Source organism: Shinella sp. (assembly GCF_035998705.1).
In the GTDB taxonomy this organism is placed as follows: Bacteria; Pseudomonadota; Alphaproteobacteria; order Rhizobiales; family Rhizobiaceae; genus Shinella.
The window spans coordinates 1-13764 of sequence record NZ_DASYHH010000034.1; the positions used below are offsets into that span (position 1 = coordinate 1).

The window sequence follows — 13764 nt, forward strand, 5'->3', positions numbered from 1 at the left end:
CTTCTCCCCCGGGGGGAGAAGGTGCCGGCAGGCGGATGAGGGGGAGGGCGCGGGCGCAAAAGATCGACATGATCCCTCTGCGCCACCCCCTCATCCCGGCGCAACAAGTTGCGCCTAACCCTTCGGGCCACCTTCTCCCCGCGGGGGAGAAGGGAGAACTGCCCCATAAGCGTACCCTGCTCACGGCAGAGGCGGCAGCGCCTTGAACGGGTCGAGCACCGGCACGCCGAGCGGTTCGAAATGGCGGATGTTGCGGGTCAGCACGGTCAGGCCGTGCACCGCGGCCGTGGCAGCAATCGCGATGTCCTCGAAGCCGGGGTCATGGGCGCGGGCCTGGTCGAGCATGCGGCCGGCTTCGCGCGCGCAGGCGAGATCGAAGGCCAGCAGCTTGTCCGCATAGAGATATTCGATCGCCTGCCACCAGTCCCTGAGCGCCCGCGCCTTGCTCGTCGCGCCCTCGCGCTCCGCTTTGGTGATGCCGGAGGCGACCTCCGCCGCGGTCACGACGGAGAGGAAGAGCAGGGGGCTCGCCCTGTCCAACCAGTCGACCAGCGCCCCCTTCCCGCCCCGCTTCGATGGTGCCAGCGCGGAGATCACATTGGTATCGACGAGATACATCAGAGATCGACGGCGCGCGGCGGCTTGCCGGACCGGGCGGGAATGTCACCCGCCTCGCCCGGGAAGGCGGCGAGCAGTTGCCCGAAACTCGGCACATGCGACAGCTTTTCATATTCCTCATAGGATAAAACCACCGCTTGGCGCCGCCCATGCCGGGTGATGACCGCCGGGTTGCCGCGCACCGCCTGGTCCACGACGGCGGACAACGTTGCTTTGGCGTCCTTTAGCTGGATTTCTCGCATGTGGTTTGCCTCATATGACTATAGTAGTCATATAGCGCGATTGTGGGCATAGGGCAAGGCCGGCATTCCGGGCACCCCCCTCTGTCCTGCCGGACATCTCCCCCACAAGGGGGGAGATTGAATCGCGGCTAGGTCCCGCCTATCGCTGCCGTTGCGGATGAAGCGATGCCCGTGCCCCCAGCCGATCTCCCCCCTTGAGGGGGAGATGCCCGGCAGGGCAGAGGGGGGTGTTGTCGGGTTGTACCGAACTAAAAGCCACCCACCTACCCAACATCACCCATTCAGCAACCCCCCAACCGCCTCCTCCGCCGGCTTGCCGTCGATCGTCGTCACGCCCTCCAGCCACGGCGTCACCGCGTCGGGATGCGCCTTCAGCCATTCGGTTGCGGCGGTGTCGGCGTCCTTGCCGTCGTTCAGGATAGCGCCCATGATGTCGTTTTCCATCGGCAGCGTGAAGCGCAGGTTGGTGACGAACTTCGCGACATTGGGGCATTCCTGCGCGTAGCCGGCGCGGATGTTGGTGTAGATGTCGGCGCCGCCGTAGTTGGGGCCGAAATAGTCGTCGCCGCCGGAGAGATAGTCGATCTCGAAGACCGAGTTCATCGGGTGCGGCGCCCAGCCGAGGAAGACGATCCACTGTTTCTCGCCGATCGCCCGGCCGACTTCCGCCAGCATGCCCTGTTCCGAACTTTCGATAAGCTCCCAGTCGGCGAGGCCGAAGGCCTTCTTGTCGATCATCTCGGTGATCATGCGGTTGCCGTTGTTGCCGGGCTCGATGCCGTAGATCTTGTTGCCGAATTTGTCGGCGAATTTCTGCAGGTCGGCGAAATCCTTGACGCCGGCATCGGAGACATATTTCGGCACGGCGAAGGTGTATTTGGCGCCGGTCAGGTTCGGCCCGAAGACCTCGATCGACTTGTCGTCGAGGAAGGGTTTTCGGTCGGCCTCCATGCTCGGCTGCCAGTCGCCGAGATAGACGTCGATGTCCTTGTTCTTCATGCTGGTATAGGTGACGGGAATGGAGAGCAGCTTGCTCTCCGGCGCGTAGCCCAGCGCCTGCAGGATCGCCGAGGCGACGGCGGTGGTGGAGGTGATGTCGGTCCAGCCGACATCGGCGAAGCGCACGGCCTTGCAGCTTTCCGGATCGGCCGCATGTGCGGTGGTGAAGGTCGAAAGCAGTCCGGCAGTCATGGCAAGCGTTGCGATTACATATCTTGGCATTTGCTGTTCCCTTTCTTTGTTGTTTTGGTCGTCAAACGCGAAAAAGGCGGCTCACCAGAGTGCGCCGCCCGAGATCTGTATGTTCTCCATGGTGATGCCCCTGGCGCCCTCCCCGCAGAGGAAGACGGCAAGGGCGGCTATTTCGCTCGGCTGGATGATGCGGTTCTGCGGGTTCTGCCGGGCGATGTCCGCCATGGCGTCCTCCAGCGTGCGGCCCCCGCCCTCCCGGTCGAGAACCTGCTGGACATTGCGGCGCATCAGCTCCGTCTCCACCCAGGTCGGGCTGATCATCACCGCCGTCACGCCATGCGGCGCGCCCTCCAGCGCCACGCAGCGGGTCAGGCCGAGCAGGCCGGATTTCGAGGCGCAATAGGCCGGGTTGTCCTTCCAGCCGACGGTGGCCGCCGTCGAGCCGATATTGATCACCCGCCCCCATTTGCGGGTCATCATGCCCGGCAGATAGGTCCGGATCATGCGGAAGGCGCCGTTGAGGTTGGTGTCGATGATCTTCAGCCACAGCTCGTCCGAATGGCCGATGACCGGCTGTTCGGCGGTGGTGCCGGCCGCATTGACGAGGATATCTGCCGGCCCGCAGGCTGCCTCCGCAGCGGCGGCGAAATCGGCGATCGCCGCGCTGTCGCGCACGTCGAGATGCCCGGCATGCACCCTGGTGCCATGCCGGGCCAGTCGTTCCCGCACGCTGACGATTTCTTCGGGGTCCGGATAGGCGGCGGCGTCGCCCTGCCGCCCCGCCGCCTCGCGCACGAAGGAGCCGACGGCGACATGGGCGCCGGCCCCGGCAAGGGCCTCGGCGATCGCCAGCCCCTGCCCCGTCAGCCCGCCGGTGATGACCGCGCTGCGGCCCTTCAGGTTTTCCGTCATGCCGTCTCCTTCAAGGGTGTGCCCAGCCAGTCCCGGTAAAAGCCTTCGAGGTCCGGCTGGAAGTCATGCACGATGGGATAGCCGGGCGCTGCCGCCTCCACCTCGTGCAGGTGGGCGCATTGCGGGCAGAAGAATTCGCGGATCTCCATCCATTCCGGGTCCGGCAGGTCGGAATTGGGGTAGATTTCGCGCAGGCTCTCTTGCGTGTTGCGCACGCTGATCACGGCGTTGAGCTTCCAGTTCCGGCGGTAATCGCCGAAGGAATGGCCGCATTCGCAGCGCGTCACCCGCCCGTCAGCGCTGTCGCAGATGAACAGCCGGTCGCCGACGGGCAGCAGGATCGGGTCCTTCCAGCCCACGCGATCCTGCAACACGCTGATATATTTGGCGAAACGGTCGTCGTCCTTGTAGGCGCTCATGATACGGCGAGTCTGCGGCCAGGGCAGCGTGCCGTCGACCAGTTCGCGGATGGTTTCCTTGGAATAGGCACTCATGGCTCACGTCTCCCCGGCAAAGGCAAAATCGGCGTCGAGACCCCAGAAGTCCTTGAATTCCCGGGTGAATCTCGGCGAAAGCTGCATGGCGCTGCGATACATGCGCGTCACCTCCAGCGCAAAGTCCTGTTTCTTCACGCGCGTCGCCTCCCTGGCGATCCATTCGGAGACCGGAATGGCCCTGGCGAGACGCGCCTTGCGCATCTCGGCGCGCCGCGCCACGGTGGCGTCGATATCGGCCAGCGGATAGCCCTCCGCGTCGTCCTTGAGGATGATGCCGAAGACCTGCTCGGCGGCCTCGCGGGTGAGGAAGCCGTTTTCCACATCCCAGGCCGTCTTCACCGGATCGCGCTCCAGCACGTCGCCGAAGCCGCCGCCGCCATTATAGGCATGGCTGAAGATGTCGCCGGACTTGTGCGGCCTGGTGATGTAAGGCCCCTCCTCGAAGACCTGCTCGCCCTTGTAGCGGCGTTCGAAATCCGAGACGAGCGGATCGGTGCCCGGCGTGTGCGCCAGCGCCTCGCCCTTGGCCGCCTTTCCGAAGATATCCGAGCCGCGCACCGCATGGTGCTTTTCGCAGGTCGGCGCCGGGTAGCCGCCGCAGAGGCCGCCATTGTCGAAGACCCGCGAGGAATGTTCCGAGGTGACGAGGCGCAGGTGCTCCGTCTTGTTGATCAGCCAGGTGGAGGCGAAGGCGCAGCCGCCGCGATATTTGCCGGCACCGCCGGAATTGGGCACGATCGAGCGGCCGATATAGACCATCGGCATGTTCTGTTCCCAGATCTCGATATTGCCCATGTCGGATTCCGGGTTCCAGCCGACATAGGCGGTGTCCAGCCCGTCCTTGATGGCGAGCGCCCCGGAACCGGCAGCGGCGCATTCGAAATGCGCCATGCCGAACTGCGTGCCGTACTGGCTCATGCCGCCCATCTCGATCATCGGCGAGTTGACCTGCCCGACGAAGGCCTCTTCGACGAAGCCGCGGGCGATGAAGCCGCGCGACAGCAGCCGCTGGAAGACGCCGTAGGCGGGAAGCAGCAGCGCCCAGGAGGTGGCGGTGGCGGCCATCTCGTTGTCCGGGTTGGTCCAGGTGCCGTGCGGAATGTTGATCTCGGTCGCCATCCAGGCGCCGTCATTGACCAGGCCCTCGAAGTTCATGTGCTGGGTCAGCGTCACGAACATGCCGCCATCCATGCCGGCCGGCGTGCAGTTCATCGAGTGGTAGCCCCAGGGCTGGGTGCCGTCGAAATCCATGCGGATCTTGCCGTCGGACTTGATCTCCATCTCGATCGGGATGTTGTAGAGCCAGTTCGGCGGTCCGAGCGGCTGGAAGCCGGGCTTGCCCTCGGTGACGTGGCCGTAGAAGGTGTGGCCGCGATAGATGCCCGGCACGGTGAGCTGGCGGGTGCGGGCGAGCTGGGCGCGCCTGCCCTCCTCGATGAATTCCTTGGCAAGCCGCTGCCAGTATTCCAGCCCGACCTCGGAGATCAGCTGCTTGACGCTCTCGCGCATGTCGATGCAGGCGGCGACCTTGGCCTTTTCGTCCAGCACCCAGTAGATCGGCATGCGCAGGTTCCGCTCGCAGCGGATGACGTAGTCGCGGCGGATCTCGTCGTTCTCGCCGACCTTTTCCGCGCAGACGAACAGCCCTTCGGTGAAGCGCTCCTGCGCCAGGCACACGTCGCCGCCCGGCGTGATGCCGCCGGCCTCCAGCTCGTGGCAGACCGCGCCCGCCCAGCCGACCAGCGTGCCCTCGTAGAAGATCGGCACGACGTCCATCACGTCAGGCACCTGCACGGTACCGATGAAGGCATCGTTGTTGGCAAAGATATCGCCGTCGCGGATGCAGGGGTTTTCCTCGTAGCCGTTCTTGATCATCCATTTGATGAAGCGGCTCATCGTGTGCACATGCACCATGATGCCGTTGGAGAGCGCGATCGCGTCGCCCTCCGGCGTATAGATGGCGACGACCATTTCGCCGACTTCGCGCACGCCGGGCGAAGCCGAGATGCGCCGGGCCATTTCGCGCGCCGAGACGCAATAGGCACGCAGCTTGGTGTGCAGCGTCTCGAATTTCAGCGGATCCTGCCGGCGCAGCGTCAGCTCTGTAATGCCGTCGTAGCAGCCGGTTTCTTCCATCAGCCGTTCGGATTCGAGGAGGCGTTCGCGTAGGGGATTTGCGGTTCTGTCCAGCATGGTTTCGGTCTCTCGCTCAGGCGTGACTATAGTGAAGCAGCGTCCAGGCATCGATGAAGACCCGGTCGTTCGGATGCACGACGAGCGTGGTGGCCGGATGCTCGATGATGGCCGGGCCGGTCACCTCGTGGCCGGGTTCGAGCAGGTCCATTTCGTAGAGATTGGCCCTGTGCCAGCGCCCGCCGATATAGGCCTCGCGCGTGCCCTTGTGGGCGGATTGCGGATTGGCGGTGCCGAGCGGCCGGCGGATGAGCGTCGGCTTGATCTTGTCGGCGGTGGCGATGACGCCGAGCTCCATCAGCGAGAAGCCGGCCTCGCCATATTTCGAGACGCGGTGATTGGCCTTGGCATAGACCTCCTCGAACTGGGCGAGCACGGCGCGCATGTCGTCTGCCGAGTTGACAGCTGGCAACGGCGCGATGACCTCGACGTCTTCGAGCTGGCCGGTATAGCGCGCCATGAAGAAGGGCACCGTCCTGATCTTCTCGCGCGCATGGCCATCAGCCAGCATTTCATCGACCGCCGCCCTTTCGAGGTCCTTCCACACATTGGTGACCTGCGCGCCATACGCCGCCAGCGCATCATCGGAGGCGCGCGCCGAAATGTCGATCTGGGTGGAGACCGAGTGGCGGCGCATGTAATCCGCCGTGGTGCAGCCGAAGGCGGAGAAGCCGGCGGCGAACTGGAAGGTGATGATGTCCTTGAAACCGATGCCCTTGGAGCAGCCGGCGAGATGCAGCGGGCCGGAGCCGCCATAGGAGAGCAGCGTGAATTCCGACGGGTGGATGCCCTGGCCGGAAATGACGCGGCGCAGCGCATTGTTGGCGTCCGCCTCCAGCATCTCGATCATGCCTTCGGCCGCCTCCTCCACGCCGACGCCGAGCGGATCGGCGCACTTTTCCTTGAAGGCGGCGCGCGCCTTCTCGACCTGGAGCTTCACCTTCCCGCCGAGGAAATAATCCGGATTGAGCCGGCCGAGGATGGCGTCGCAATCCGCAATGGTCGGCTCGGTGCCGCCGCGGTCGAAGCAGATCGGCCCCGGATCGGAGCCCGCACTTTCCGGCCCGAGCGAGATTTTCCGGGTCAGCGGGTCGACCTTCAGGATCATGCCGGCGCCCGCGCCGATCGTATCGAGATGCAGCGTCGGCACGTTCAGCTTGAAACGGTCCATCAGCGGCTCGTTCTCGATGCGGGTCTGGCCGCGCGAGATGACGCCCATGTCGAAGGAGGTGCCGCCCATGTCGGAGCAGATGAGCGAGTCATTGCCGATCAGCTTGCCGATATAGGCAGCACCCAGGATGCCGCCGATCGGGCCGGAGATCATCGTCTCGTGCAGGCGAGGGTGGTTGATCGAGGTCAGCCCGCCGAAGGAGAGCAGCGTCTGCACGCCGTATTTGAAGCCGTATTTCTTCGACGCATCCTCGATGCCGCGCAGCTGCTTGCGGCCGCGCGACGTCGCATAGGCCTCGATCAGCACCGAGTTCAGCCGCGACTGCTCGCGGATGACCGGACGCACCTCGTGGCTGGTATAGACGGCGATTTCGGCGCCCGCCTTTTCGATCTCCTCGCGGCAGATCTCCGCGATGCGCTTTTCATGCACCGGGTTCACATGGGAGAAGATCGTCATGATGCAGATGGCATCGACCTTGTCCCTGATCAGGGCCTGCGCCGCCTTCACCACGTCGGCATCGTAAAGCGGCAGCACGACATCGCCGAAATGGTCGATGCGCTCCGTCACGCCGTGCGTGCGCCGGCGCGGCACCAGCGGATCGGGGTGATGGTGGGTGACGGCGTGCAGCCGGTCGGCATAGGAGTAATCGGCCCAGGCCTGAAGCCCGCGACCCATCAGGATCATGTCCTCCATGCCCTTGGTGGTAATGAGGCCAAGCCTGCGGCCGGTGCGCGACAGCAGCGTGTTGAGCATGCCGGTGCCGGAATAGAGCACGACGTCGACGCCGGAAAACAGGCTTTCCAGCGAAATGCCCCAGGCCTCGGCCGCGTCCAGCGAGGAGGCGACAAAGCCCTCCGCCTCGTCTTTCGGCGTCGTCGCCGCCTTGCCGATCTTGAAGTGTCCATGACGATCGACGAGGATCGTGTCGGTCATGGTGCCGCCCGCGTCGATGCCGATCACAATCGGGTTTTCCAAGTCCTTGCCCTCCGAGACTTTCGATGGGGCAAGACTAGGCTCGGGCAAGGGCGGGGCGCCATATGCCGAAAGGCACAATGACGGCGGGGCAGGGGGATGCTAGATCAGGGCATGCGCGCAGAGTTTTGGCAGACCCTCGCCGCCGCGATCGCCGCGACGGGAACGGACGATCACGTCGACCGGCTGATCGACATGATCGGCGCGGTCGTCTCGCCCGACCTCATCACCGTCACGCGCTATTCGGCGACCCGCCGGCCGGAATTCGTCAAGCACCGCGGCTATTCGGAAGCGATGGTCGCGCGTTATCTCGAAACCTACTATGTCTTCGACCCTTTCTACGCCCATTGGCGCGGCGAGCGGCGCACCGGCATCGTGCCCCTGAAGAGCCTCGCCGGCGACCGCATGAAACGCGGCCGCTACATCGCCGAGTTTCTCGCCCAGTCGGAAATCTGCGACGAGATCGGCGTGCTGCTGGAGGACGGCGACGACTGGTGCCTCGGCATCTTCCTCGACCGCTCGCGCCAGCCCTTTCGCGATGCGGACGTGGACCTGCTCAACGAGCGCTTCTCCGTCTTCGCCGCCCTGCACGCGCTCGACACGAAAACCCGCCAGCCCTCCTACAGCCGCAGCGCTACCCCCACGGCCCCCGGCGCGGTGCCGGCCAACGGCCCGGTCATCGCCGCTGCCCTCTGGCCGGAACTGTCCGCCCGCGAGCTGGAACTCGTCGAGCTGGTGCTGAACGGCCACCCCACCGCCACCATCGCCGCCCGCCTCGGCATCGCCTCCGGCACGGTGAAGAACCACCGCGCCCGCATCTACGAAAAACTCGACATCACCACCGAGCGGGAGCTGTTCCTGCACTTCTTCCACCGCAGCCAGCCGCATTGACGGGGTGTTGACAGGTGTCAACGGGTGGAGGGCGTCGTGGCCCAGTAGTTGCTGCTCTATCACCCACATAACCCACCCACCAACGTCATCCTCGGGCTTGACCCGAGGATCCATGCCATCCCCTCAAGGCCTGCGGTGATGCGTGGATCCTCGGGTCAAGCCCGAGGATGACGGAGGAGAGGGTGGCGAGGATGGATAGGACAAGAAGGAGGAGAGGATGGAGGGGACCAGAGGGAGGAGGGGCTAGAGGGAACGAAGTCAAAGGAGAGGCCGCCCGGCTTGGCCATCTGCCTCCGGGCCTCAATCCCCGACCGGCACATATCCCCGCCGGCACTTCCGCACCGCCAGCCGCTCCGCATCCCGCCAGGCCTCCGCGACACTCCGCTTCGCCTCCACCCGCTCGCGGGAAAAGATGCCGATGCGGCCCCATTCGCGTACCAGCAGCGCCGTGCCGAACAGGTCGCGCGTCACCGTCAGGCGGTAGAAGCGCTGCATGTTGCGCGTGGCATCGCGGCGTTCGAAATGGCTTGACCTCGTCTCATCCATGACACGAGTCTCGCCGGGGAAAAGAATCGCGTCCAACGACTTTTCGGAATCGGTCCGCGGCGATCGATTCATGCGCGTGATGGGTCGGCGATGTTGACAGGTGTCAACGCCGTGCCTGTGGCTTGCCCCTCACCCTAACCCTCTCCCCGCAGGCGGGAAGAGGGGACGTGGCCCACGATCGGTCAAGGGTTGGGGAAAACCGTGCGGCATATCCCTTCGCCCCGCTTGCGGGGAGAAGGTGCCGGCAGGCGGATGAGGGGCACTTTAGCGAATCCAAGCGCGAAAAGCCCGGTTTTCCAGTCTCGCGCCGGGTCTGGCGTTAAGATTTCGTTAACCAAAAAACGCTTGACGCGACTCGCAAGCTGCCGCACCGTCCCTAACGGAACCGGGCGAAGATTGTGACTTTCGCCGTAACTGCCAAAAGCATCTGTAGATTTTCCCGTGCCCGCATATCCCCGGGGTGGAGAATCGCAGACACTATAGGCGAGACGATCCGCCCGATCATGACGGGACAGGGGGATCGGCCCAAGGGTTGGGCCAAAGATTGAGAAGGACGGAGACTGCGGATGGCCAAGCCGTCGGAGACAGCGTTGGGAGAACAGGTGCCGCTTCGCCCGGCCGACGAGACCATTGCGGAAGATGCGCACGCGCTCTCCGTACAGCTCCAGGCGATGCGCGACCGGCTCTTCCCGCCGACCTCGCAGAAGACGCTGCGCAGCTTCACCTCTGGGGAAGCCGCGCGGCTGATCGGCGTGTCGGACGGTTATCTCAGGCAGATCTCGCTGGCGGGGGAGGGGCCTGAGCTTGCGACCGGCCCCGGCGGGCGGCGCATGTATTCGCTTGCCGATATCGATGCGCTGCGCCATCACCTCGCCGAGCAGGCCCGCGCCAAGGGCAATGCCGCCAAGGCCCGCGCCTATGTGAAATGGCGCGATCCCGCGCGCGGCGAACATTTGCAGGTCATCTCCGTCACCAATTTCAAGGGCGGCTCCGGCAAGACGACGTCTTCCGTGCATCTCGCCCAGCACCTGGCGATGACCGGCCACCGGGTGCTCGCCATCGACCTCGATCCGCAGGCCTCGCTCTCGGCGCTCTTCGGCTACCAGCCGGAACTCGATCTCGTCGGCAATGACACGATTTACGGGGCGATCCGTTACGACGCGGAGGTGCGCCCCCTCTCGGCGATCATCCGGAAAACCTATTTCCACAATCTCGATCTGGTGCCGGGCAATCTGGAGCTCCAGGAATTCGAACATGCGACGCCGCGCGCGCTGACCGAGCGCAAGGCCGGCGAGGCGCATGGCCTGTTCTTCACGCGGGTGCAGGCAGCGCTCGCCTCGGTCGCCGACGATTATGACGTGGTGGTGATCGATTGCCCGCCGCAGCTCGGCTACCTGACGCTGTCGGCGCTCTGCGCCTCCACCTCGGTGATCGTCACCGTGCATCCGCAGATGCTCGACGTCGCCTCGATGAGCCAGTTCCTGTTCATGACCTCCGACCTGCTCGGCGTGGTGCGCGAGGCGGGCGGCCAGCTCAATTTCGACTTTTTGCGCTACCTCGTCACCCGCTACGAGCCGCATGACGGGCCGCAGGCGCAGATCGTCGGCTTCCTGCGCTCGCTGTTCGGCAACCGCGTCCTGACCTCGGCCATGCTGAAATCCACCGCCGTCTCGGACGCCGGCCTCACCAAGCAGACGCTCTATGAGGTCGGCCGCGAGAATTTTTCCCGCGGCACCTATGACCGGGCGATGGATTCGTTGGAGGCCGTCAACAACGAGATCGAACAGCTGCTGCATACCGCATGGGGACGCGCATGATGACCGGCCGCGACCGCAAGAATTCCATCAAGGCCTTGTTCGGCGGCGATATCCTGCCGGCCGGCGAGGCCGCGCCCGAGACGAAATCGATGCCGCAAGCCGGCGAGCCGGGGCGCACGTCGTCCGGCGCCGTCAAGGCGATGGGGCTGACGCTGTCCTCCATCACGCGGGAAGCCGAAGAGGCCCGCGCGCTGCGCCAGGCGCTGGAGGAGGGCGAGCGCATCGTCGCGCTCGATACCGACCGCATCGAGGCGTCCTTCGTCAACGACCGGCTTTCCGACGAGGAGCGCGACGATCCGGATTTCCTGGCGCTGGTCGACAGCATGCGCGACAGCGGCCAGCAGGTGCCGATCCTCGTTCGCCCGGCACCCGTCGCGGACGGAGGAGGGGAGGGCCGCTACCAGGTCGCCTATGGCCATCGCCGCCTGAAGGCCGCCCGCCGCCTCGGCCAGAAGGTCAAGGCGATCGTGCGGGCGTTGTCCGACGAAGAGCTGGTGCTGGCGCAGGGCAAGGAGAATGCCGAGCGGCGCAACCTGACTTTCATCGAGCGCGCGTTGTTTGCCCAGGCGCTGGTGGCGCGCGGCTTCGAGCGCCGGCTCGTCGGCGATGCGCTCGCGGTGCAGAAGAGCGAGCTGTCGCGCCTGCTTCAGGTGGCCGACAGCGTGCCGATCCGTTTCGTGCGCGAGATCGGCCCGGCGCCGAAGGCGGGACGCGAGCGCTGGATGGCGCTCAGTGCGATCTTCGAGAACGGCAACGGCGCGGAAATCGAGAAGGCGACCGACGAGGTCGCGTCCGAACAGTTTCGCCGGGTCGGCAGCGACGAGCGGTTCCAGAAGCTGTTCGACCGGCTGACGCATCGTGCGCCGAAAGCGGCTCCGGCGGTGGAGGAGATCCACAGGGCCGATGGCGGGCTTCTCGCCAAGGTGGAGCGCAAGGGCAGGGCGGTGCGCATCGCGTTCCCGCCGGATGTCGACCCGGCCTTCATCGCGCGGCTGACGGCGCGGCTGGAAGAGGATTATTCGACTTTTCTTGCTGCCCGGAAGGGCGAAATGGCGGGGAAAAGCTGAGCCCGAGACACACTGATTCGGCCGTGTGAACGGCCGGCAACACCCAGAGAAACCAGCGGAAGGAAGCGCGGAGACAAGAAAAAAGGCCCCCAAAACGTCACCATTTCGGAAGCCCTCTTCTATGTAGCAATTCGAGAGAATCACTTCCAAGGGTCAAAGTCAAGCGCCGTCGGTATTGCCTGCCGCACGGCACAATGGACTTCGCCTGCCTGACCGGCGGCGTTGACGGGACCTCCTTGCCTCTCAAAAGAGGACCCGACCATGATGGAGCAGATTGCAACGACGCCTTTCGGCGGCGGACGGATGAGTGCGCGCCTTTTCATGCGGCAGCGCGAGGCGGCGGAGCGGCAGGAAAAGCTGCGCGCCGGGGGCGGCGGCAATGACAATGGGCGTGCCGACAAGTGGCAGCTGATGCGCGCCGTGACGGAGGCGCGCGGCGTCCTCGGCATCGGCGACCGCACGATCGGCGTGCTGGAAGCGCTCGTCTCCTTCGCCAACGAGCGCGAGCTCGACGGCACGGCGCCGATCATCGTCTTCCCGTCCAACCGTGAACTTTCGCTGCGCGCGCGCGGCATGGCCCCGGCGACGATAAGGCGGCATCTGGCGGCGCTCGTCGAGGCCGGCCTGATCTTTCGCCGCGACAGCGCCAACGGCAAGCGCTTCTGCCGGCGCGACGAGAAGGGCGCCATGGAGGATGCCTTCGGCTTCGACCTCGCACCGCTGGCGCTGAAGGCCGGAGAGATTTTTCAGGCCGCCGAGACCGCGCGCGCCGAGGATCGCGCCCAGCGGGCGCTGAGGAGCGAAGTGACGCTGCATCAGCGCGATATCGCCAAGATCATCGCCACGGCGCTGGAAGAGGGCAGGGCGGGCGCCTGGCTCGGTCTTGCAGCCCGGCTCGCCGATCTCGTGGCGGGGCTTGGCCGCCGTGCCGCCGCAGACATACTGGTCATACGTCGCGACGGCCTCCAGCGCCTTCGGGCAGAAGTGGAAAACGCTTATCTCTCAAGCCTTTCGGACGAAGAAATGAGCGGCAGTGAGCCTCAATCTGAGCAGCATATTCAGAATTCAAACACAGACCAACTTATTGAACCCTATGGCCGAGAAGACGATACCGCGAAGGCGGCGCCCGAACAGAAGATGGCGATCAGTCTCGATAGGCTGATGCGGCTCTGCCCGCAGATCGCCGATTATGCGCGCAGCGGCGTGAAAAACTGGACGGACCTCGTGGCGGCCGCGGATCTGGTGCGCGCGATGCTGGGCATTTCGCCCGATGCCTGGCGCAAGGCGAAGGCCGCAATGGGGGAGGCGGCGGCCGCGGTGGTGATCGCCGCGCTGCTGGAACGCGGCGAGGCCATCCGCTCGCCCGGCGGCTATCTGCGCGACCTCACCGACAAGGCGGAACGCTCGGCCTTTAGCATCTATCCGATGGTGCAGGCGCTGGAACGCGGGCAGGGGCGGGCGTGAGGCGGTCAAGTCCGCGGGAAATGGAACCCTCGCCACTTGTCCCCTTCTCCCCCGGGGGGAGAAGGTGCCGGCAGGCGGATGAGGGGGAGGGCGCGGGCGCAAAAGATCGACATGATCCCTCTGCGCCACCCCCTCATCCCGGCGCAACAAGTTGCGCCTAACCCTTCGGGCCACCTTCTCCCC

At 65.3% G+C, this 13764-nt stretch carries 12 protein-coding genes; 4 read left to right on the plus strand and 8 right to left on the minus strand.

Going from position 1 to position 13764, the window contains the following annotated elements; genetic code table 11:
- Positions 1 to 180: 180 nt before the first annotated feature.
- The 7 genes from VGN93_RS30490 to VGN93_RS30520 all read right to left on the minus strand — a co-directional run bounded on the left by VGN93_RS30490 (position 181) and on the right by VGN93_RS30520 (position 7799).
- Positions 181 to 618, minus strand: a complete 438-nt coding sequence (locus VGN93_RS30490) for a type II toxin-antitoxin system VapC family toxin (protein WP_327510601.1) — start codon at positions 616 to 618, stop codon at positions 181 to 183.
- Positions 618 to 860 carry a type II toxin-antitoxin system Phd/YefM family antitoxin gene (locus tag VGN93_RS30495; protein WP_327510602.1) on the minus strand — a complete coding sequence of 81 codons (243 nt, stop codon included), beginning with the start codon at positions 858 to 860 and terminating at the stop codon, positions 618 to 620. Before VGN93_RS30495 ends, VGN93_RS30490 begins: the two co-directional genes overlap by 1 nt.
- Before the next feature lie 273 nt (positions 861 to 1133).
- Entirely contained in the window at positions 1134 to 2081 is a 948-nt protein-coding gene (locus tag VGN93_RS30500) for a choline ABC transporter substrate-binding protein (RefSeq protein ID WP_414714215.1), read from the minus strand.
- Between the two features lie 51 nt (positions 2082 to 2132).
- Complete coding sequence (locus VGN93_RS30505) at positions 2133 to 2963, minus strand: SDR family NAD(P)-dependent oxidoreductase (protein WP_327510603.1); 831 nt, start codon at positions 2961 to 2963, stop codon at positions 2133 to 2135.
- A complete protein-coding gene (locus VGN93_RS30510) occupies positions 2960 to 3457 on the minus strand; it encodes an acetone carboxylase subunit gamma (protein ID WP_327510604.1) in 498 nt (165 codons plus the stop codon). Before VGN93_RS30510 ends, VGN93_RS30505 begins: the two co-directional genes overlap by 4 nt.
- A gap of 3 nt (positions 3458 to 3460) precedes the next feature.
- On the minus strand, positions 3461 to 5653 hold the full coding sequence (locus VGN93_RS30515; protein WP_327510605.1) for a hydantoinase B/oxoprolinase family protein: 2193 nt from the start codon (positions 5651 to 5653) through the stop codon (positions 3461 to 3463).
- Positions 5654 to 5669: 16 nt separating this feature from the next.
- Entirely contained in the window at positions 5670 to 7799 is a 2130-nt protein-coding gene (locus VGN93_RS30520) for a hydantoinase/oxoprolinase family protein (protein WP_327510606.1), read from the minus strand.
- Positions 7800 to 7895: 96 nt separating this feature from the next.
- Between VGN93_RS30520 and VGN93_RS30525 the strand changes: the two genes are divergently transcribed.
- Positions 7896 to 8687: a helix-turn-helix transcriptional regulator gene (locus tag VGN93_RS30525; protein WP_327510607.1), complete on the plus strand. Its 792-nt coding sequence runs from the start codon at positions 7896 to 7898 to the stop codon at positions 8685 to 8687.
- Between the two features lie 300 nt (positions 8688 to 8987).
- Here the strand turns inward: VGN93_RS30525 and VGN93_RS30530 are convergent, their stop codons facing one another.
- Positions 8988 to 9233, minus strand: coding sequence for a WGR domain-containing protein (locus VGN93_RS30530; RefSeq protein WP_327510608.1), 246 nt, complete (start codon positions 9231 to 9233; stop codon positions 8988 to 8990).
- A 566-nt stretch (positions 9234 to 9799) separates the two neighbouring features.
- On the opposite strand from VGN93_RS30530, the gene repA reads away from it, so the two are divergent.
- The 3 genes from repA to repC all read left to right on the plus strand — a co-directional run bounded on the left by repA (position 9800) and on the right by repC (position 13581).
- Positions 9800 to 11050 carry a plasmid partitioning protein RepA gene (gene repA / locus VGN93_RS30535; protein ID WP_327510609.1) on the plus strand — a complete coding sequence of 417 codons (1251 nt, stop codon included), beginning with the start codon at positions 9800 to 9802 and terminating at the stop codon, positions 11048 to 11050.
- On the plus strand, positions 11050 to 12117 hold the full coding sequence (gene repB, locus VGN93_RS30540; RefSeq protein ID WP_327510612.1) for a plasmid partitioning protein RepB: 1068 nt from the start codon (positions 11050 to 11052) through the stop codon (positions 12115 to 12117). The genes repA and repB overlap by 1 nt, the downstream gene beginning before the upstream one ends.
- Positions 12118 to 12378: 261 nt before the next feature.
- Positions 12379 to 13581 carry a plasmid replication protein RepC gene (gene repC / locus VGN93_RS30545; RefSeq protein ID WP_327510610.1) on the plus strand — a complete coding sequence of 401 codons (1203 nt, stop codon included), beginning with the start codon at positions 12379 to 12381 and terminating at the stop codon, positions 13579 to 13581.
- Positions 13582 to 13764 lie beyond the last annotated feature (183 nt).

Excerpts from the sequence above, each read along its gene's own strand:
- repC (WP_327510610.1), top strand. The coding sequence starts at position 12,379 with ATGATGGAGCAGATTGCAACGACGCCTTTCGGCGGCGGACGGATGAGT.
- VGN93_RS30530 (WP_327510608.1), bottom strand. The coding sequence starts at position 9,233 with ATGGATGAGACGAGGTCAAGCCATTTCGAACGCCGCGATGCCACGCGC.
- VGN93_RS30500 (WP_414714215.1), bottom strand. The coding sequence starts at position 2,081 with ATGCCAAGATATGTAATCGCAACGCTTGCCATGACTGCCGGACTGCTT.
- VGN93_RS30490 (WP_327510601.1), bottom strand. The coding sequence starts at position 618 with ATGTATCTCGTCGATACCAATGTGATCTCCGCGCTGGCACCATCGAAG.
- VGN93_RS30495 (WP_327510602.1), bottom strand. The coding sequence starts at position 860 with ATGCGAGAAATCCAGCTAAAGGACGCCAAAGCAACGTTGTCCGCCGTC.
- repA (WP_327510609.1), top strand. The coding sequence starts at position 9,800 with ATGGCCAAGCCGTCGGAGACAGCGTTGGGAGAACAGGTGCCGCTTCGC.
- VGN93_RS30510 (WP_327510604.1), bottom strand. The coding sequence starts at position 3,457 with ATGAGTGCCTATTCCAAGGAAACCATCCGCGAACTGGTCGACGGCACG.
- VGN93_RS30525 (WP_327510607.1), top strand. The coding sequence starts at position 7,896 with ATGCTAGATCAGGGCATGCGCGCAGAGTTTTGGCAGACCCTCGCCGCC.
- VGN93_RS30505 (WP_327510603.1), bottom strand. The coding sequence starts at position 2,963 with ATGACGGAAAACCTGAAGGGCCGCAGCGCGGTCATCACCGGCGGGCTG.
- VGN93_RS30515 (WP_327510605.1), bottom strand. The coding sequence starts at position 5,653 with ATGCTGGACAGAACCGCAAATCCCCTACGCGAACGCCTCCTCGAATCC.
- repB (WP_327510612.1), top strand. The coding sequence starts at position 11,050 with ATGACCGGCCGCGACCGCAAGAATTCCATCAAGGCCTTGTTCGGCGGC.